General features: G+C 36.6%; 18 protein-coding genes. 16 read left to right on the plus strand and 2 right to left on the minus strand.

All coding sequences use genetic code 11. From position 1 onward, the window contains the following. Positions 1 to 31: 31 nt before the first annotated feature. From nth to AADH04_RS12390, 9 genes are all read left to right on the plus strand, one after another. Entirely contained in the window at positions 32 to 664 is a 633-nt protein-coding gene (nth, locus tag AADH04_RS12350; protein WP_434777576.1) for an endonuclease III, read from the plus strand. 86 nt (positions 665 to 750) lie between these two features. Further along, positions 751 to 2,229, plus strand: coding sequence for a DegQ family serine endoprotease (locus AADH04_RS12355; protein WP_434777577.1), 1,479 nt, complete (start codon positions 751 to 753; stop codon positions 2,227 to 2,229). 61 nt (positions 2,230 to 2,290) lie between these two features. After that, complete coding sequence (gene nagZ, locus AADH04_RS12360) at positions 2,291 to 3,376, plus strand: beta-N-acetylhexosaminidase (protein WP_434777578.1); 1,086 nt, start codon at positions 2,291 to 2,293, stop codon at positions 3,374 to 3,376. Positions 3,377 to 3,380: 4 nt separating this feature from the next. Beyond that, a complete protein-coding gene (gene thiL, locus AADH04_RS12365; RefSeq protein WP_434779849.1) occupies positions 3,381 to 4,343 on the plus strand; it encodes a thiamine-phosphate kinase in 963 nt (320 codons plus the stop codon). After that, complete coding sequence (locus tag AADH04_RS12370) at positions 4,333 to 4,827, plus strand: phosphatidylglycerophosphatase A family protein (protein WP_434779850.1); 495 nt, start codon at positions 4,333 to 4,335, stop codon at positions 4,825 to 4,827. Before thiL ends, AADH04_RS12370 begins: the two co-directional genes overlap by 11 nt. 32 nt (positions 4,828 to 4,859) lie before the next feature. Next, positions 4,860 to 5,756: a cysteine synthase CysM gene (gene cysM, locus AADH04_RS12375; RefSeq protein WP_434777579.1), complete on the plus strand. Its 897-nt coding sequence runs from the start codon at positions 4,860 to 4,862 to the stop codon at positions 5,754 to 5,756. Positions 5,757 to 5,922: 166 nt separating this feature from the next. After that, on the plus strand, positions 5,923 to 6,159 hold the full coding sequence (locus AADH04_RS12380) for a FeoA family protein (protein ID WP_434777580.1): 237 nt from the start codon (positions 5,923 to 5,925) through the stop codon (positions 6,157 to 6,159). Further along, the gene (gene feoB / locus AADH04_RS12385; protein WP_434777581.1) at positions 6,152 to 8,515 is read left to right on the plus strand and encodes a Fe(2+) transporter permease subunit FeoB; all 2,364 of its coding nucleotides are present in this window, start codon (positions 6,152 to 6,154) and stop codon (positions 8,513 to 8,515) included. The genes AADH04_RS12380 and feoB overlap by 8 nt, the downstream gene beginning before the upstream one ends. Then, positions 8,515 to 8,787 (plus strand): FeoC-like transcriptional regulator, encoded by a 273-nt coding sequence (locus tag AADH04_RS12390; RefSeq protein WP_434777582.1) that lies wholly within the window; start codon positions 8,515 to 8,517, stop codon positions 8,785 to 8,787. Before feoB ends, AADH04_RS12390 begins: the two co-directional genes overlap by 1 nt. Before the next feature lie 100 nt (positions 8,788 to 8,887). Here the strand turns inward: AADH04_RS12390 and AADH04_RS12395 are convergent, their stop codons facing one another. Further along, the gene (locus AADH04_RS12395) at positions 8,888 to 9,367 is read right to left on the minus strand and encodes a universal stress protein (RefSeq protein WP_434777583.1); all 480 of its coding nucleotides are present in this window, start codon (positions 9,365 to 9,367) and stop codon (positions 8,888 to 8,890) included. 129 nt (positions 9,368 to 9,496) lie between these two features. Here AADH04_RS12395 and AADH04_RS12400 point away from each other — a divergent pair, with 129 nt between their 5' ends. From AADH04_RS12400 to AADH04_RS12410, 3 genes are all read left to right on the plus strand, one after another. Then, positions 9,497 to 10,267 (plus strand): tRNA threonylcarbamoyladenosine dehydratase, encoded by a 771-nt coding sequence (locus tag AADH04_RS12400; protein WP_434777584.1) that lies wholly within the window; start codon positions 9,497 to 9,499, stop codon positions 10,265 to 10,267. A gap of 120 nt (positions 10,268 to 10,387) precedes the next feature. Continuing rightward, a complete protein-coding gene (locus AADH04_RS12405; RefSeq protein WP_434777585.1) occupies positions 10,388 to 10,807 on the plus strand; it encodes a hypothetical protein in 420 nt (139 codons plus the stop codon). Between the two features lie 89 nt (positions 10,808 to 10,896). Beyond that, on the plus strand, positions 10,897 to 12,150 hold the full coding sequence (locus AADH04_RS12410; protein WP_434777586.1) for a cation:proton antiporter: 1,254 nt from the start codon (positions 10,897 to 10,899) through the stop codon (positions 12,148 to 12,150). 79 nt (positions 12,151 to 12,229) lie between these two features. Here the strand turns inward: AADH04_RS12410 and AADH04_RS12415 are convergent, their stop codons facing one another. Beyond that, on the minus strand, positions 12,230 to 13,120 hold the full coding sequence (locus AADH04_RS12415) for a D-alanyl-D-alanine carboxypeptidase family protein (protein ID WP_434777587.1): 891 nt from the start codon (positions 13,118 to 13,120) through the stop codon (positions 12,230 to 12,232). A 438-nt stretch (positions 13,121 to 13,558) separates the two neighbouring features. Between AADH04_RS12415 and uvrB the strand changes: the two genes are divergently transcribed. The 4 genes from uvrB (at position 13,559) to AADH04_RS12435 (ending at position 18,670) form a co-directional block, all read left to right on the plus strand. Next, the gene (uvrB, locus tag AADH04_RS12420; protein WP_434777588.1) at positions 13,559 to 15,568 is read left to right on the plus strand and encodes an excinuclease ABC subunit UvrB; all 2,010 of its coding nucleotides are present in this window, start codon (positions 13,559 to 13,561) and stop codon (positions 15,566 to 15,568) included. 66 nt (positions 15,569 to 15,634) lie between these two features. After that, positions 15,635 to 16,630, plus strand: coding sequence for an NAD(P)H-dependent glycerol-3-phosphate dehydrogenase (locus AADH04_RS12425; protein WP_434777589.1), 996 nt, complete (start codon positions 15,635 to 15,637; stop codon positions 16,628 to 16,630). A gap of 126 nt (positions 16,631 to 16,756) precedes the next feature. Next, a complete protein-coding gene (locus tag AADH04_RS12430; protein ID WP_434777590.1) occupies positions 16,757 to 17,926 on the plus strand; it encodes a branched-chain amino acid ABC transporter substrate-binding protein in 1,170 nt (389 codons plus the stop codon). Positions 17,927 to 18,355: 429 nt separating this feature from the next. Beyond that, complete coding sequence (locus AADH04_RS12435) at positions 18,356 to 18,670, plus strand: hypothetical protein (RefSeq protein ID WP_434777591.1); 315 nt, start codon at positions 18,356 to 18,358, stop codon at positions 18,668 to 18,670. Positions 18,671 to 18,844 lie beyond the last annotated feature (174 nt).

The following is an 18,844-nucleotide window of genomic DNA, read 5'->3' on the forward strand; positions in this document are numbered from 1 at the left end:
ATGAAATATTTAAAAAGTAAGTTTAAGTAAAATGAATGCACAAAAAAGATTAGCGATATTTCAAAAACTTTCTGAAACCATTACTGAACCGACAACAGAGCTTGTGTTTCATTCGCCATTTGAATTACTCATTGCCGTATTATTATCCGCTCAAGCAACTGATGTTTCAGTAAATAAGGCAACTAAGTATTTATTCGCTGTTGCTAATACGCCTCATAGTATGCTGGCTTTGGGGGAAGAGGGTATTAAGGAATATATAAAGAGTATAGGTCTTTATAAAACAAAAGCTGCCCATATTATGAAAACGTGTCATGATTTGATTTTTCGTTTTCATGGACAAGTGCCACAAACCAGAGAAGAGTTAGAAAGCTTAGCTGGTGTCGGCCGTAAAACAGCTAATGTTGTTTTGAATACCGCATTTGGGCATCCTACCATTGCAGTGGATACACATATTTTTCGTGTCAGCAATCGTACCCGTTTGGCTCCTGGAAAAGATGTTCGAGAAGTTGAAGATAAACTTGAAAAATATACCCCAAAAGAGTATAAGCAAGATGCACATCATTTGTTGATTTTACATGGGCGTTATGTGTGTCAGGCACGTAAGCCAAAGTGTGACCAGTGTGTGATTGAAAATTTATGTGAATACCCAGCTAAATTATTGTAGATTGTTTGTGTTTATAAAAAGCTTTCGTTACAATGATTAACCGTTAAATCACCATTTACTTTTAATTAAATGAAAAAGGTGGCAGTGTGAATTTTTCAAAAAAATTATCGTGTGTTATTTTGGTTTCTAGCCTCATATTAGGTGGCTGTGGCGATTCAGAAAAAGATTCTGGGTTTGTTAAAGAGGTGACACCAGCAAAAACAGATGGCCAAGTTGCTATGTTGTTGCCAGACTTTACTCAATTAGTTGAAAAAGAAGGTACTGCTGTTGTGAACATTCAAGCCAGCAGAATTATCAATACAAGGCAAACACAAGCGCCATCGGAAAGCCCATTCCCAGAAGATGATCCATTTTTTGACTTTTTTAGAAAACTGTTACCAGATAATCAAGGGTCTTTGGGCGTGCCAGAAACAGAAGAGGTGCCATTGTCTTATGGTTCAGGATTTATTATTAGTCCAGATGGCTTCATTTTAACCAATGCACATGTAGTCAATTCCAGTACACAAATTAAAGTCACGTTGAATGATAAAAGAGAACTACCTGCTAAATTGATCGGTTCAGATACACAGTCTGATATTGCCGTGCTTAAAGTAGATGCAAAAGATTTACCTATTGTAAAAATTGGCTCTCCACGTGATTTAAAAGTGGGCGAATGGGTCGCTGCTATTGGCGCACCTTTTGGCTTTGATAATACAGTAACGGCAGGTATTGTTTCAGCAAAAGGGCGTAGTTTGCCTAATGACAATTACACACCTTTTATTCAAACAGATGTTGCCATTAACCCAGGTAACTCTGGTGGGCCTTTATTTAACTTAAAAGGGCAGGTGGTTGGCATTAACTCTAGAATTTATAGCGGTTCTGGAGGGTTTATGGGTATTTCTTTTGCCATTCCAATCGATATTGCCATGAATGTGGCTGAGCAATTAAGAGCCACTGGAAAAGTGAATCGAGGTCAATTAGGTGTGTTGATTCAAGAAGTAAACTATGATTTGGCTCAGTCATTTGGTTTGGAAAAACCGATAGGCGCACTGATTGCAAAAATTATTCCAAATGGCCCTGCTGCGGGTGCTAAGCTAGAAGTTGGTGACATTATTTTAAGTGTAGATGGTAAAGCAGTTGAAAGCTCTAAAGATTTACCAATGATGATTGGTGCCATTGCTCCTGGACAAACAATCAAATTAGGTGTTTGGCGAGGTGGTAAGGAAATTAAAGCAGAAGTCAAATTGGGTGCAGCACCTTCAGAAACGACCAAAGCACCCGATATTTCTCAGTCAGGAACAGAAAATACAGAAGGCTTTTCTATCGGAGAGCTTGGTTTAAATTTAGGCAGTTTGACTGAGGATATCAAAAAAGACACACAACTTGATCATGGATTGCTTGTTTTACAAGTGACAGGAAAAGCAGCCAGTGCGGGTTTAAGACGTGGTGATATTATCTTGGCTGTGGGACAACGTGCAGTCAGTAGTGAAGCTGACTTTAAAGAAGCAATCAGTAATGCGACATCTGTTGCTTTATTGGTTAGACGAGCAGATGACACCTTATTCTTACCTTTAAAGATTAAATAACATCTTAAATTTTAAACAGCCTTAATTATTCAATTAAGGCTGTCATTTTTTGAGGAACATTATGTCAGTTCAAATACAAAGAGGCCCTATTATGGCCGATATTGCAGGATTCGTCCTTACTGAAGAAGAAAAAGAGCGTTTATTGGATCCTGCTATTGGTGGTGTGATTCTTTTTAGAAGAAATTTTGAGTCAGTCAAACAATTGCGTCAGTTAACAAAAGATATTCGCTCTTTGCGTACACCACACTTGGTGATCGCAGTAGACCATGAGGGCGGTAGGGTCCAACGTTTTATTGATGGATTTACTCGTTTACCTGCAATGGATGTACTGGGACATATTTGGCATGAACAAGGTTCAGAGAAAGCCAAACAATTAGCTCATACCATAGGTTGGGTTTTGGCTACTGAGCTTATTGCCAGTGGCGTAGATCTATCTTTTACACCCGTTTTAGACTTAGGTTGGGGGAATAATCAAGTCATAGGTAATAGAAGCTTTCACTCAAATCATGAGGTTGTCAGTATCTTAGCGCTTGCATTACAACAAGGTTTAAATCAGGCCGGTATGTCCAGTTGTGGTAAACATTTTCCTGGACATGGCTTTGTAGAAGGAGACAGCCATTATGTTTTACCAGAAGATCATCGTTCTTTAGATGAATTAATGAAACAGGATATTCAACCATTTATAGCATTGTCTCAAGAAAATATGGGTGCTGTTATGCCTGCTCATGTGATTTATACACAAGTATGTTCAAAAGCAGCAGGCTTCTCAAAAATATGGTTGCAGGATATTTTACGTCAGAAAATAGGTTTTGATGGTGTCATTTTTTCTGATGATTTAACGATGGAAGGTGCTGTGAGCGAAGGCACAATCAAACAACGTGCTAAATCCTCTTTTGAGGCCGGTTGTGATATTGTTTTAGTCTGTAACAGACCTGATTTAGTCGATGAATTAAGAGATGATTTTATCATTCCAGTTAACCCAAAATTAGCCAGTCGTTGGGAAAATATGTCTGTTTGTGATGAAGATATTCAGCATGCACAAGAAACGCTTCAAACAGAAGCATTTATCCAAGCCCAAAAAGAAGTCGCCGCTTTATCTACACCAAAAGATGTGGCAGGTGGTGTGAAGGTGGGTGAAGCTTATTAAAAATATGAATGAGTTTGATTTTATCCGACGGTATTTATTAAAAAAAATAAAGGCAGTTGATACTATTTTAGGGATTGGGGATGATGCTGCCATTATTCGACCTCAAATTGACTATGATATTCATATCAGCTCAGACTTATTGTTAGAAAATAGACATTTTTTTAAAAATACCGCACCAGAAGATTTGGCTCATAAAGTATTGGCAGTTAATCTATCTGATATGGCTGCAATGGGCGCAACGCCTCGTTGGGTACTTTTAAGTGTGGCATTGCCTGAGCTTGAAGAGCAGTGGTTAAAGAGATTTTGTGATTCTTTTTTTGCATTAGCCGATCAATTTAATGTAGAAGTTATTGGTGGCGATACAACTAAAGGTGCGTTAACCTTTAATGTCACCATCCTAGGGCAAACACCAAGAGGTAAAGCTTTAAAGCGTGATGCGGCCGAAGTTGGGGATGATATTTGGGTCACTGGTTCTTTAGGATTGGCAGCTGCAGCATTAGATCATATTTGGCAAAAAGTCGTCTTACCCGATGCAGTTTTTCAGGAGTGTGAGCAAGCGCGCTTAAGGCCAAACCCCAGAGTTGATTTTGGCAAAAAGCTTTTAACCGTAGCGCATGCTGCACAGGATATTTCTGATGGATTTGCACAGGATTTAAGTCATATTTTAAAAGCATCCAATGTTGGTGCTTGTGTGTGGTATGAAAAAGTGCCCACTCATCCATTTTTGACGCAATTAACGGATAACGCACAATGGCCACTCAATGGTGGGGATGATTATGAGTTGGTTTTTACCGCAGCTCCTGAGCAAAAAGATATGATAGAAAATATGGCGCAACAGACAGGTACTCAAGTCAGTCGTGTTGGCCAAATAGAAACTCAGTTAGGTTTACGAATATTCAAGCAAAATAACCAACCATTTTATTTACATTCTTTAGGATTTGATCATTTTGACTCAGATGAAAATTAACCCTACATTCTCTTGGTTATTAAAGCACCCAGTATGTTTTTTGGCTTTTGGTTTTGGTATGGGTTTAGCACCAAAAGCTCCTGGTACATTTGGTACTTTGCCAGCATTACCTATTGCCTTTGTGCTGTTATATTGGTGTTCTATTTCTCCTATTTTTCTTGCTTTATCCTGTGTCCTATTATTTGTTCTAGGCTGTTATATTTGTGCTTATACCAGTGATCTTTTAGGTGTCAGTGATTATGGTGGAATTGTATGGGATGAAATAGTGGCCATGTTGTTGTTGCTGTGTTGTGTGCCCTTATCATGGTTTTGGTGGTTAATGGCTTTTATTTGTTTTCGAATTTTTGATGCTTTAAAACCATGGCCAATTTCTTATTTCGATCAACATGTACATGGTGGCTTGGGTATTATGCTGGATGATATTTTGGCTGTAATCCCTTCCATTGTCGTGTTGTATGTACTTTCACTTTTTGTCACGATATAACGATTAATTAATCAGTTTCAGGAGAAAATGAGATGATTCAACCTCAATATGCAACAGTGGCCGATATTATTGGGCAAACGCCTCTGGTTTGTTTAAATCGCATGGCATCTCATACAACAAGTACGGTATTGATTAAATTAGAAGGCAATAACCCTGCAGGTAGTGTAAAAGATAGGCCTGCCTATCATATGATTTTGGCTGCCCAAAATAGAGGAGATATTAAGCCTGGGCAAACACTGATTGAGCCTACCAGTGGCAATACAGGTATTGCTTTAGCTATGGCCGCTGCTGTTATGGGTTATAAAATGGTGATTGTTATGCCAGAAGATGCAAGTGCAGAACGTTTACAAATTATGAAGGCCTATGGTGCTCAAGTGATTCTAACTCCTAAAGAAGAGTCTATGCCTGGTGCCATTAATCAAGCAAATAAACTTATTGAGGCAGGAGAAGGAGTGATGCTCAATCAGTTTGCTAATTCTGATAATCCTTTAGCACATGTGGTGTCAACAGGGCCTGAAATTTGGGAACAAACAGCTGGGAACATTACCCATTTTGTCTCCAGTATGGGGACAACAGGTACCATTATGGGGGTTTCAGAGTATTTAAAACAAAAAAATCCAAATATTCAAATTATTGGTGTACAGCCACAAACAGGTAGCCAAATTCCAGGAATTCGTAAATGGGAAGAGGAGTATTTACCTAAAATTTGTGATTTTAGTCGAATTGATGAAATTCGATATGTTTCTGGGCAACAAGCAGAAGAAACAACAAGAAAATTAGCAAAAGACGAGGGGTTGTTATTAGGCCCATCCAGTGGTGGTGCCTTAACCATCGCTCTAGAAATTGCACAAGAAAATCAAAATGCGACTATTGTTTCTATTGGCTGTGATAGAGGAGATCGTTATTTGTCTACAGGTTTATTTAAGTAATTATTTGATAAAATAAAATTAAAGATAAAAATCTAACTTTTTGTCTTAAATCAATAAACGGCTTATTTTTATTAAAAGCATATACACTGAGATTGAAATCGATTATCGTTTGTATTAGCATCAGAAATAATTAATACCTTCAAAGAATAGAAATGTGGTGATGCGCATGACTTTAGATCAGTTGAGTTTTGGCCAGATGGCGGTTATTAGAGCCTTAAAACCAGAAGCAAAACCCTTTAGGCGAAAATTATTGGCTATGGGCATTACACCTGGTTGTCGCGTTTCAGTAGTTAGAGTTGCCCCTTTGGGCGATCCTATGCAAATTGAAATGCGGGGTTTTCAATTATGTTTACGCAAAAGCGAGGCTGCTACGATTGATGTAGAGGTTTGCCATCATGAGTAAACACATAAAAATATCACTAATTGGTAACCCTAATTGTGGAAAAACCACTTTATTTAATGCTTTAACTGGTGCAAAACAAAGAGTCGGCAATTGGCCTGGTGTCACCGTTGAAAAGAAAACAGGTTCTTTAAAATTTAAAGAACATAAAATAGAAGTGGTGGATTTACCTGGTACTTATGCCATAGAAAGCATGCAAAAAGATGTTTCACAAGATGAATTAGTGGTTCGTAACTATGTTTTATCTGATGAAGAAACATTACTTGTTAATATTGTTGATGCTTCTAATCTACAGCGTAATTTGTATCTAACATTTCAGTTATTGGATTTAAATCGTCCAATGATTGTGGTACTCAATATGATCGATGTCGCTCAAAAAGAGGGGATTCATATTGATGTAGATGCATTACAAAATCAATTGGGTTGTCCAGTGCTTCCTGTCAGTGCCAGTCGTAAAAAAGGGATTGAGCAATTGTGTCAAAGCATTATTGAACACCATAAAACTAAACCCAATCAACAGACACTCACTTTAGGTATAGAACAAGAAACAATAATCAATCATTTCTTACAAGAGTTGCCTCAAGACAGCCAAATTCGTCAATTGAGTCGTTGGATGCTCATTGAATTAATATTAGGTGAACAGAATCAAATTCTTTTAACAAAAGAAGAACAAGAAAAGCTTCAAGCATGTCAGGAACAATTGGCAAGTGGATATTATGGTGAAATTGATATTGCTTTAGCAGGCGCTCGTTATGATGCGATTGATAACTTAACCAAAGCTGTGTTGAAAAAAGAAAGAGAAGCCAGCCAAAGGCTAACCAATTTTCTTGATAGATGGGCGCTTGGCAGAATCACAGGCATTCCTGTTTTTCTCATTATGATGTATTTAATGTTTTTACTTGCTATAAATTTTGGTTCCGCCTTTATTGATTTTTTTGACATATTGTTTGGTACTATATTTGTTGAAGGCACAACACATTTATTGCAATCAATGAATGCGCCAGCATGGCTTATTTCCATCATGGCAAATGGTTTAGGGGCAGGTATTCAAACAGTGGCCACATTTATTCCTGTTATTGCCGCAATGTTTTTGTGCCTATCCTTTTTGGAAGATTCAGGTTACATGGCCAGAGCTGCTATGGTTGTCGATCGTGGTATGAGAGCGATTGGCTTACCAGGTAAAGCTTTTGTGCCGATGCTGGTTGGTTTTGGCTGTAATGTGCCTGCCATTATGGGAACACGCACTTTAGAAAGCAATCGGGATCGTTTGATGTCTATTATGATGATCCCCTATATGTCTTGTGGGGCTCGTTTGCCTGTTTATGCCTTGTTTGCAGCAGTTTTCTTTCCTAAAAATGGTCAAAATGTTGTTTTTGGTTTATATATATTAGGTATTTTTGTGGCCGTTTTGACAGGTTTTGCACTAAAATATTCCATTTTAAAAGGCAAGAATACCCCCTTTATTATGGAGCTGCCTCCTTATCATTTACCAACAATTAAAGGGTTGTACTTACTTAGTTGGGAACGGTTAAAAAGTTTTATTATCCGTGCAGGTAAGGCTATTGTCCTAATGGTTACTGTGCTCAGTATTTTCAATTCATTAGGAACCGATGGTTCTTTTGGCAATGAAAATACTGAAAAATCTGTTCTTTCAACAGTAGGGCGGCAGATTTCTCCTGTGTTTTCACCAATGGGGCTTCACGAAGATAATTGGCCAGCAACTGTAGGTATTTTTACAGGTGTATTTGCTAAAGAAGCCGTTATTGGTACATTGAATTCACTTTATGCACAACTTGGTAGTGAAAAAGAGGAGGAAGAAGCAGCACCTTTTAGCCTGATAAATGGTGTGAAAGAAGCATTTGCAACTATTCCTGCCAATATTGCTGATGTCTTTAGCCATTTAGCTGATCCTATGGGCATAAGTAAAAATATGGCCGATGGCGATATTGAAGTGGTGAAAGAGGAAAATGCTGTTAATGATCATGCTATTACTCAAATACAATTAGCCTTTGGTTCAATCAGTGCCGCGGTTGCTTATTTGATTTTTATTCTTTTGTATACCCCATGTGCAGCTGCTTTAGGCGCTGTTTATCGTGAAGCGGGCAGTAAATGGGCCTTGATGGTCGCTACTTGGTCTTTTGTCATGGCTTGGATTTTTGCAACTGCGTATTACCAAATGTCTTTGTTAGGAACAGCAGCGTCTACTTCAGCAAGTATGTGGTTATTAGGGTTGTTGGTCATGATGATCATATTATTTGCTATTTTAAGAGCCTTTGGTAAAAAAGAGCTTGGTCTGTCAGATTCAGTAACAAATAGGCCAATTACTTCTGATGAACAAAATGGAGGATGTTGCTCATAATGTTATTGCTACAGATTAAAGACTATATTGAAGCAAATCACGAAGTTTCATTAAGTCATTTAGCTAAGCACTTTAATATTCCAGTCTCTGCTATGCAAGATATGGTGTATCAGTGGGTAAAAAAAGGAAAAGTAGCAATAGTACAAAAGAATAAAGAAACATGTTCTACTACAGAAAAAAGTAGTCAGGTGGCTTGTTCTGGGCAGTGTGGTGGTTGTGCTCAAACCATAAAAGAGACAAATCTTTCCGAGGTTTGGTATCAATGGTTGTAAGATAAGTATTCAGCATCAATCATATTGCATTCATAACGTAAAAAATAAAATCAGCGCTACACAGTAGCGCTGATTTTATTAAAAAACACCATAAATTTTATTATTCATCATCAGGTCTGTCTTCTGGAGGCACACCACGTAAAATCAATAAAGGTAATGTACTTTGGCGCATCACCGTTTCGGCAAAGCTACCCATTAATAAATGCATCAAACCTGTACGACCATGTGTACCCAAAACAAGTAAATCGGCTTGTTCACTTTCAGCAAAATCCACCAAAATTTGCGCCATTTCTCGAGCACCTTTATTTGACATGGCAAGATGACGGGCAATATTTGTGACACCAATTTCTTTCGCTGCTTCTTCTGCACGATCAAGAATTTTTTCGCTTTGTTCTATTGCAGCAGATTCGTAGTTTTCGTCCACTAAAAATTCAGGGGCAATTGCCATAAATTCCGTAGGATTAGCAATAGTCACTAGAGTCAATTTGGCAGAAGACATTTTTGCCAGTTCTGCAGCATGTTTTAATGCATTTAAAGACGTATTACTACCATCAACAGCAATAACAAGATTTTTATACATATTAATCTCCCTTTGTATTTTTTGATGTGCTAGAAATCGCAGTATAATAAGCAATTGCGATTTGCTCAATTGCTTTTACACTATATTTTGATTTTATACAAATTTATTGCTCTGTTGAGATAATTAATAATGGATTCTATACATTCTCGTCGTTTTGGAGGGGTTGCTCGATTATATTCTGATGCAGCACTTAATCGTTTTATGCAATCGCATGTTTGTGTGATTGGCTTAGGTGGAGTTGGTTCTTGGGCTGTAGAAGCATTAGCTAGAACAGGGGTGGGTACATTAACCCTTATTGATCTTGATAATGTGGCAGAATCTAATGTGAATCGACAATTACCTGCGATTACTTCACAATTTGGCATGCCAAAAGTAACTGCTTTAGCCAATAGAGTAAAAGAAATTAATCCAAATAGTGTGGTTCATTGTATTGAAGATTTTGTGACCGAAGAGAATATCCCGATTATATTTGCTAAGCCATTTGATTTTGTTATTGATGCGATTGATCAAGTCAGGGTAAAAGCTGCTATGGCTGCTTATTTTCTTCAGCAGCGCCAGCCATTTATTGTTTCTGGTGGTGCAGGCGGGAGAAGAAATGCAATGGCAATAGAAGTGGCCAGTTTACAAGAAGTAACCCATGATAAATTATTGGCGAATCTGCGTTATACCTTAAAAAAACGCCATCATATTGGGCAAAACCCAAAGGATTTTACCAAAGTGAACTGTGTGTTCTCACGAGAAAGTGTGGTAAAACCAAATAACCAATATTGTGAGACAAATGCGTCATTACAAGGGCTTTCTTGTGCAGGCTATGGTGCCAGCATGATGGTTACGGCAAGTTTTGGATTGTGTTGTGCTCAAACGGCTATCGATTATTTAAGTAAATCATCTAAAAATTAGAGGTGTTTATATAGATAGGGGTTAAATTTACGTAACTTTTCTTTTTGATTACTTAATTTATGATGAATGAACTGTTAAAATGTAGCGCTTAAGAAAATTTATCAGAAAATGGTTTATCGAATGAAAAAATTATTTATATATGTATTATTTTTGTTAGTCAGCACGGGGTTGGCTTTGGCTGCACCCGCATTACCAGGAGATGTACCCTTAACTAAACAGGAACGCCAAGCCGCAGCTAAGGGCTCTTCTGCATCCAATAGTAACAATACCAAAAAGGTAAGTACTTCAAAGAAAACAACGACAAAAAAACAGAATACAGCAAAAAAATCTACTAAAAAATCTACTCAATCCACAAAAGTAAAAAACACAAAAGCACAAACTCGTAAACAGGCCAATAAAAAAAGTAGCACAAAAACAAGTAATACCAGTGCTAAAAACACTACAAAGAAAAAAAATGAGAAAAAGGCAAGTGTGAAAAAATCAAATACAACAAATAAAAAAGCTGGCTCAAAGAGCAGTAAGAAAAACAATAAAAAATAAGTAGTTTAATATAATAACCGTCTAATAGATAATTAGACGGTTATTATATGTTTTTTTGAAATGCCGTTGTGTTAACTAAAGGGAATAAAATGCTTCAGTTATTTGCGATTTTTATCTGTGCAACAACATTGCTTGCTGTTGTGAATTACCGTTTTTTGGGGCTGCCTTCTACTATAGGTGTGATGGTAGTTGCATTACTTGCTTCCTTGGCGATGCAATTATTGGATTACTTTGGTTTTTCAGGTGTTGGGCATGAAGTTGAATTGCTCATGCATAAAATAGACTTTAATGATTTATTGATGAATTGGATGCTCGGTTTTTTACTGTTTGCCGGTGCTTTACATGTCAATTTAAAAGATTTAAAAGCATATTTGATGCCTATTGGGATTTTATCAACAGTTGGTGTGGTGATGTCTACTTTACTCATAGGTTATTTTAGCTATTGGCTTTTTGATTTTATGGGTATGCATATTAATATTTGGTATTGTATGGTTTTTGGTGCATTAATTTCACCTACTGATCCTATTGCTGTGTTGGGTATTTTGCGTTCTGCTGGTGCACCTAAATCGCTGGAAATGACTATTGTAGGGGAGTCTCTGTTTAATGATGGTGTTGCTGTTGTGTTGTTCAGCGTTATTTTAGGTATTATTCATGTTGGTAGTACGCCAACCATACAGGCTGGTTTAGGGTTGTTTTTGCATGAGGCAGGCGGTGGCGTAATTTTGGGTGGTTTATTAGGTGTTGCATCTTACTTGTTGATGAGAAAAATAGATGATTATCAAATCGAAGTGATGCTGACTTTGGCCGTTGTTATTGGTGGTTCAACTTTAGCTTCAACTTTTCATGTATCAGGCCCTATTGCCATGGTTGTTGCTGGTTTGATTATTGGCAACCCAATTAGAAAATATATCATGAGTGATACCAGCCGTCGTTATTTAGATGATTTTTGGGAATTACTTGATAGTATGCTAAATGCGCTTTTGTTTGCTTTAATTGGCATGGAAATATTGATTTTACCTTTTGATCTACAGCATGTTATTGCAGCAGGAATCCTTATTTTGTTGGTATTGTTTGCAAGATGGCTAACGGTAAGCCCAGTTGTTTTCTTTTCACCAAAATGGCGTAAAGTTTCTCGTGGCACAAAAGCAATTTTAACATGGGGTGCATTAAGAGGAGGGGTTTCTGTTGCTTTGGCTTTATCTTTGCCACTAGGGCCAGAACGAGAACTGATCATCACTATTACCTATATTATTGTTCTTGCTTCTATTTTGATCCAAGGGTTGAGTATCGGGAAATTGGTAAAAAGAGTTGCAGGAAAAACAGATAACACACTAGAAGTTTAATTAAGTAGCCAGATTATACTTATATATTAAAAAGTCCCTTAATAGGGACTTTTCTTATAAATGAGCTTAATTTAAAAAATTATAACCATAATTGAGGTTGTTTTTCTAACCATGTTTTAATTGTTCTTGCATCATTTGTTCTGGCGCTACTGTCTCGAGAATTAAGCAAAACAATAATCAAAGGTTGTTGTCCTACTTTTGCATGCATGACGACACAACGGCCAGCTTCTCTGATATAACCTGTTTTTTGAACATTAATTTCCCATAAACCTTCTCGAACCAAAACATTTGAGTTTTTATAGCTTAGGGTTTTTCCATTAACGTTTTCTACAAAGTCTTGAGTACTGGTACTGAAACGTCGAATGATTGGATAATCATAGGCCGCTTTAACCGCTAATGCTAAGTCAGATGCTGTAGAAACATTACGGTTATCCAGCCCAGTTGGATCAAAAAACACCGTATTACGCATTCCTAAGCCTTGTACTTTACGGTTCATTCTGGCAATAAATGCTTCTGTACCACCTGGATATGATCTGGCTAGGGCATGAGCCGCACGATTTTCACTACTCATTAATGCCAGTTGTAACAACTGGCGACGACTTAAAGTTGTGCCAATGCCTAATCTGCTGCCTGTACCTTTACGTCTATCGATTTCATCAGAGGTAATTGTAATCATTTCTTCCATAGGTAATTGTGCATCTAACACAACCATGGCAGTTATTAATTTGGTGATTGAGGCAATAGGGCGAACTGTTTCTGTATTCTTAGCAAATAATACATCCCCTGTTTTGCTATTGATGACTATAGCAGAACCAGAACTTAAGTCTGGTGTGGTCATTTGGGGCTGGTTAAAATGATCTTCTAAAAATGCCCCCAGAGGGTCTGCTTCAAAAGGGTCTGTATCGGCCAAACAAATGTTGGAAATACTCAAACTTAAGAGAAGCAACAAAGAATATTTGAAATTTTTCATTTGTTTTACCTATCAATTTTGCATGGGTATATAGCCTAATCATAGCTATATGGTTCTATATGGTCGGATATTAGCATAAAATAAAACAGTATATGTTTTATTTTATTGGTTATTTTTAATAAGTTAACGTATATAAACTTGAGTGATGCTTATTTAAAACAAAAATATTTTTCCACTTTAGCAATTTTTATTAATAAAGTCAGGCATTAGAGTGTAAATTTAGGTTAAATATAGGTTTTCAGTATGTGTGAGATCACTGATTTTATTATTAAAGGCAAAAGATTTGTTTTTGTGAGAGAAGGCATTGCTTAAATTAAAGCTCTTGAATAATATGCTCTTGGTGCCATCTTTAAAATAGAAGAGTAAATTAGTACAGTACAATTAGAAGAACCGATACTTAGCTATTTGTTCTGGAATATAACATTTAGAATATAAAATATGTCAATCATTGAATACGATAATAGTCCATTTAAACTACATCAACCTTTTGAACCTGCAGGTGATCAACCAAATGCAATTGCTCAATTATTAGAAGGCCTTGATATGGGGTTGTCTTTTCAAACCTTATTAGGAGTAACGGGTTCTGGAAAAACCTATACTATGGCTAATGTGATTGCCAGAAGCGGTCGACCAGCCATTATTATGGCGCATAATAAAACCTTGGCTGCTCAGTTGTATTCAGAAATGCGTTCTTTTTTCCCAGAGAACGCGGTAGAGTATTTCGTTTCTTATTATGATTATTATCAGCCAGAAGCCTATGTGCCAAGCCGTGATTTGTTTATTGAAAAAGATTCCAGTATTAACGAACATATTGAACAGATGCGACTATCAGCAACCAAAAGCTTATTAGAACGAAAAGACGTGATTATCGTTGCCACGGTATCTGCTATTTATGGTATAGGTGATCCAGGTGAATATCATCAAATGATTTTACATTTAAAAGAAAACGAAAAGTTGACACAGCGTGAGATTATTACAAGGCTCACTGCGATGCAGTATGATCGAAATGAACTGGATTTTGGTCGGGGTACTTTTCGAGTCCGCGGTGATGTGATTGATATTTATCCTGCTGAAAATGCAGATGAGGCTATTCGCATTAGTTTGTTTGACGATGAAGTAGAAAGCCTGACATTATTTGATCCATTAACTGGGGTGACCTCTCATCGGGTGGGGCGATATACTGTTTTTCCATCCAGTCATTATGTGACGCCAAGAGATACAGTTATCCGTGCTTGTGAGAATATTAAAAAAGAGTTAGCACAACGATTAAAGTGGTATAGAACAGAAGACCGTTTAGTTGAAGCACAAAGGCTGGAGCAAAGAACCCGTTTTGATTTAGAAATGTTATATGAAATGGGGTTTTGTAAAGGCATTGAAAATTATTCGCGTCATTTTACTAATAGAGCCGTAGATGAGCCGCCACCGACATTATTGGATTATTTACCTAAAAATGCATTAATGTTTATTGATGAAAGCCATGTCACTATTCCACAAATTGGTGCGATGTATAAGGGTGATGCTGCTCGTAAGCAAAACCTTGTGGATTATGGTTTTCGCTTACCTTCTGCACGGGATAATCGTCCTTTAAAATTTCCTGAGTTTGAAAAACTGATTCCTCAAACGATTTTTATTTCAGCGACACCATCCAAATATGAAGAAGAGCATCAAGGGCAATTGGTTGAGCAGGTTGTCAGACCAACAGGATTAGTTGATCCAGATATTATCATTCGCCCTGTATCTACTCAGGTTGATGACTTGTTAAGTGAAATTAATATACGTAAAGAGAAGAACGAACGTGTATTGGTCACAACATTGACCAAAAGAATGGCTGAACAATTAACTGACTATTATTCAGAAATGGGGGTAAAAGTCCGTTATTTACATAGCGATATTGATACTGTCGAACGAGTAGAGATTATTCGAGACCTTCGTTTGGGGCTGTTTGATGTGCTCGTTGGGATTAACCTTTTAAGAGAAGGGTTGGATATTCCAGAGGTTTCTTTGGTGGCGATATTGGATGCAGATAAAGAAGGCTTTTTGCGTAGCCACCGTAGTTTAATTCAAACAATTGGACGTGCAGCCCGTAATGTACATGGCCAAGCCATTTTATACGCTGATAGAATGACTGATTCAATAAAATCAGCTATTGATGAAACAAATCGACGTCGCGAAAAACAAATCGAATTTAATAAAGCGCATAATATTGTGCCGCAACAGATTATCAAACAAGTAAAAGATATTATTGATGGTGTTTATTCTGTAGACCATAAAGGTAAAGGTAAACAAAAAGTTAAGGCAATCCATTCCGAAGAAGATGCTATTGCTGAAGTGAAAAAACTAGAAAAAGCGATGCAAAAAGCAGCTCGCGATTTAGCTTTTGAGGAGGCGGCTAAAATTCGAGACCAAATTCGTTCTATCAAAGAGACCTATTTATTTGGACAAGAATAAAAAACACCAGCGAATTAAAATAAAATATATTCATGAAAAATTAAAATTGAGTAAGGAGAAAAACGTATGAAGCTCTGTATTATTGGTGCTGGTGCATGGGGAACCGCATTAGCCATACATTTTGCCCGCTATTTTCCTGTCTTTTTATGGGAGCGAAAGCCAGAATATGCGGTAAAAATGCAAGAAGAACGAGAGAATCATCGGTATTTAAAAGCTATTCAATTTCCAGAACAGTTGATCGTGACCAATGATTTAGAAAAAGCCTTAAATCAATCTACACTTATTTTATGTGCCACTCCAATAGCTGCTTTACGAGAAACTTTAGCGAAGATCACGCAACTTAAGCAAAATCATTTGCCTTTTTTATGGGCTTGTAAAGGTTTTGAGCGACAAACAGGGCTATTGCCTCATCAAATAGTTTCAGAAGAATGGCCTGAACATACGGAACACGGTGTTTTATCGGGTCCAAGTTTTGCTCAGGAAGTGGCACAAGGGTTGCCATGTGCAGTCAGCCTTGCTTCACTTAATACTCCTTGGCTAGAAAATTTAGTTCAAAAGTTAAATACGCCCATTATGCGACTATATGCCAATAACGATTTAATTGGTGTAGAAGTAGGTGGAGCATTAAAAAATATTATGGCTATTGCAACAGGTGTTTCTGATGGTCTAAATTATGGTTTAAATGCAAGAGCGGCTTTAATTACCCGAGGTTTGGCCGAGATTAGTCGTTTAGCTCAAGCATTGGGTGGCAAGCCAAGTACCATGATGGGGTTGTCTGGTATGGGGGATCTTATTTTGACGTGTACGGGTAATTTGTCCCGTAATAGACAGGTTGGCTTAATGTTAGCTCAAGGAAAAAAATTGTCTGATGTTCTCAATGATTTAGGACATGTTGCCGAAGGTGTGCCGACTACATATGAGGCAAAAAAACTATCTGAACAATATCAAATCGATATGCCTATTACTCATGCGCTTTGTGATTTATTAGACGAAAAAGTGTATGCAAAAGAATTGATAGAGTATTTGATGGGGAGAGAACCAAAATCAGAATATAATAAATAAAAATAAAGTGCACAAATATTAAATTTATGTTAAATATACGGCAAAATTTGCAAAGCTTTGTGAAAATAAGGTTTGTGAATTTAATATAACTTGATACCAAACGACACTACAAATGGAAGGAATCAGATGAAGAAGCTTGCCTTAGTCTTACTTACATCCTTGGCTTTATCGGCTTGTAATAATAAAGACAGTGCATCACCAAGCAGTGCTGGTACGCCAACTGATGGAAGTGCAGTCACTGTTGAAATAGGTTTTTCTGCACCCTTAACAGGTCCGCAATCACATTATGGACAAGAATATAAAAATGGCGTTGAAATGGCTATTGAAGAAGCCAATGCTGAAGGAATTAAACTAAACGGTTCTCCTGTTACGTTTAAATTAGTACCTGAAGATGATATGGCAGATCCAAAAACAGCTACCCAAGTTGCAGAGCGTTTGGTGGATAAAGGTGTCGCTGGCGTTATTGGTCACTTTAATTCGGGCTCAGCAATTCCCGCATCACAAATTTACAATGATGCCAGTATTCCTAATATCTCTATGTGTACTTCACCTAAGTATACAGAACTTGGATATGCTAATAATTTCCGTTCATTAACCAGCGATAAACAAAGCGGTAGTTTATTAGGAAAATATGTTATTGAAAAATTAGGTGCGAAAAAAATTGCCATCATTGACGATAGAACTGCTTATGGGCAAGGTTTAGCAGATGAGTTCGAAAAAGCAGTAAAAGATGCTCCTGGTGTGACTATATTAGCGCGTCAGTTCACAACTGATAAAGCAACTGATTTTCAATCTATTTTAACTGCAATTAAAAATGGTGAGCCTGATGTTGTCTTCTATGGTGGTGCTGATCCACAATCAGGTCCAATGGCAAAACAAATGAAACGTCTAGGGATTAAAGCACCATTAGTGTCTGGCGAAATGACTAAAACCCCAACTTTCATTGATATTGCTGGCCAAGATGCAGAAGGTACAATTGCTTCATTAGCAGGCTTACCTTTAGATCAAATGCCCCATGGCAAAGAGTATGCTGATAAATATAAAACTAAATATAATACAGAAGTAGCCACTTATTCTCCTTATGGTTATGATGCAACTAAAGCCATGATTCAGGCTATGAAAGAAGCCAATTCAGCTGATCCAAAAGTATACTTGCCTAAATTAAAGGCCATTCATGTAAAAGGCGTGACATCTGAAGATTGGTCTTATGATGATAAGGGCGATTTAAATAATGCAAGTTTAACCATTTATAAAGTCGAAAATGGTAAATGGGCAGTTGTTGAAGTTATTAAATAACAGATTTCACTGTACACGAAAAAAGTTGGTGTTTTTACACCAACTTTTTTTATTTCTTAACTATTTTGTTATCATTAAATGGTTAAAAATGACTTTATTTTTTATAAATAATTATTAAATTTTACTAAAATTATTTTTTGATATGTTACAATATCACGATAATTTTATATTTTATTTAAAATAAATTTTTCTATTAGCGAAGGTTGAGAAATTTATTTTATTTTTTTCTATGGGAAATAAATGATTTATTTTTGTGGTTTTTGATGAGAAACCACCTTTTTTACTCTATAAATACTATAAGTGTTTTATGTAAATACATTTTTATTGAGTTAATTGTTATTATTCATTTTGAATGGTGTTTAGTATAGGCTAATATTCGGGAAATTATGAGTAAATATTATTTAAATAAGTAAAAACCTATAAAATTAAATGAGTGGTAATAAAAAAAAATTAAAATATATTCTCCTCAAAGAAAAGAGCAATACAGGTTTTCTTCTCCATGAAATCATTCATGGAGAAAAATATAAATTGCAAGGGGGCTGTAATATTTCAATGTTAAAAGCTTTGGTTGACATTCTTCCTACTATTGATAAGGAAGATGGTTCTGATCATTCTATTACATATGATGCACCTATTTCTTTTAAAATCAATTATTATCTTAATATCCTGAATTATCGGATTGATATTAAATATATGATAGAAGACCCTTCTGTTATTAAAGGATTTTATATTTATACCAGATAAATAGTGTAGTTATAGTATTTTCAAAAATACTCATTGTTTCAACAGTGGAGATTTTTTTCTCTACAATAATAGATTAGCTTGTTAGAATTCTGGTTCTAAATTTGGGGGGTATAGCTCAGTTGGTAGAGCGTTTGCATGGCATTCACGTATTTTTCATATCATAACTAATTGAAT

The organism is Neisseria sp. Ec49-e6-T10, from assembly GCF_051132615.1.
In the GTDB taxonomy this organism is placed as follows: domain Bacteria; phylum Pseudomonadota; class Gammaproteobacteria; order Burkholderiales; family Neisseriaceae.

Bases quoted from the DNA above. Each gene is read 5' to 3' on its own strand.
- AADH04_RS12410 (WP_434777586.1), top strand. From the start codon at position 10,897: ATGCTTCAGTTATTTGCGATTTTTATCTGTGCAACAACATTGCTTGCT.
- nagZ (WP_434777578.1), top strand. From the start codon at position 2,291: ATGTCAGTTCAAATACAAAGAGGCCCTATTATGGCCGATATTGCAGGA.
- AADH04_RS12380 (WP_434777580.1), top strand. From the start codon at position 5,923: ATGACTTTAGATCAGTTGAGTTTTGGCCAGATGGCGGTTATTAGAGCC.
- AADH04_RS12395 (WP_434777583.1), bottom strand. From the start codon at position 9,367: ATGTATAAAAATCTTGTTATTGCTGTTGATGGTAGTAATACGTCTTTA.
- cysM (WP_434777579.1), top strand. From the start codon at position 4,860: ATGATTCAACCTCAATATGCAACAGTGGCCGATATTATTGGGCAAACG.
- AADH04_RS12370 (WP_434779850.1), top strand. From the start codon at position 4,333: ATGAAAATTAACCCTACATTCTCTTGGTTATTAAAGCACCCAGTATGT.
- AADH04_RS12405 (WP_434777585.1), top strand. From the start codon at position 10,388: ATGAAAAAATTATTTATATATGTATTATTTTTGTTAGTCAGCACGGGG.
- AADH04_RS12435 (WP_434777591.1), top strand. From the start codon at position 18,356: ATGAGTGGTAATAAAAAAAAATTAAAATATATTCTCCTCAAAGAAAAG.
- uvrB (WP_434777588.1), top strand. From the start codon at position 13,559: ATGTCAATCATTGAATACGATAATAGTCCATTTAAACTACATCAACCT.
- nth (WP_434777576.1), top strand. From the start codon at position 32: ATGAATGCACAAAAAAGATTAGCGATATTTCAAAAACTTTCTGAAACC.
- AADH04_RS12430 (WP_434777590.1), top strand. From the start codon at position 16,757: ATGAAGAAGCTTGCCTTAGTCTTACTTACATCCTTGGCTTTATCGGCT.
- AADH04_RS12415 (WP_434777587.1), bottom strand. From the start codon at position 13,120: ATGAAAAATTTCAAATATTCTTTGTTGCTTCTCTTAAGTTTGAGTATT.
- AADH04_RS12390 (WP_434777582.1), top strand. From the start codon at position 8,515: ATGTTATTGCTACAGATTAAAGACTATATTGAAGCAAATCACGAAGTT.
- AADH04_RS12400 (WP_434777584.1), top strand. From the start codon at position 9,497: ATGGATTCTATACATTCTCGTCGTTTTGGAGGGGTTGCTCGATTATAT.
- feoB (WP_434777581.1), top strand. From the start codon at position 6,152: ATGAGTAAACACATAAAAATATCACTAATTGGTAACCCTAATTGTGGA.
- thiL (WP_434779849.1), top strand. From the start codon at position 3,381: ATGAATGAGTTTGATTTTATCCGACGGTATTTATTAAAAAAAATAAAG.
- AADH04_RS12425 (WP_434777589.1), top strand. From the start codon at position 15,635: ATGAAGCTCTGTATTATTGGTGCTGGTGCATGGGGAACCGCATTAGCC.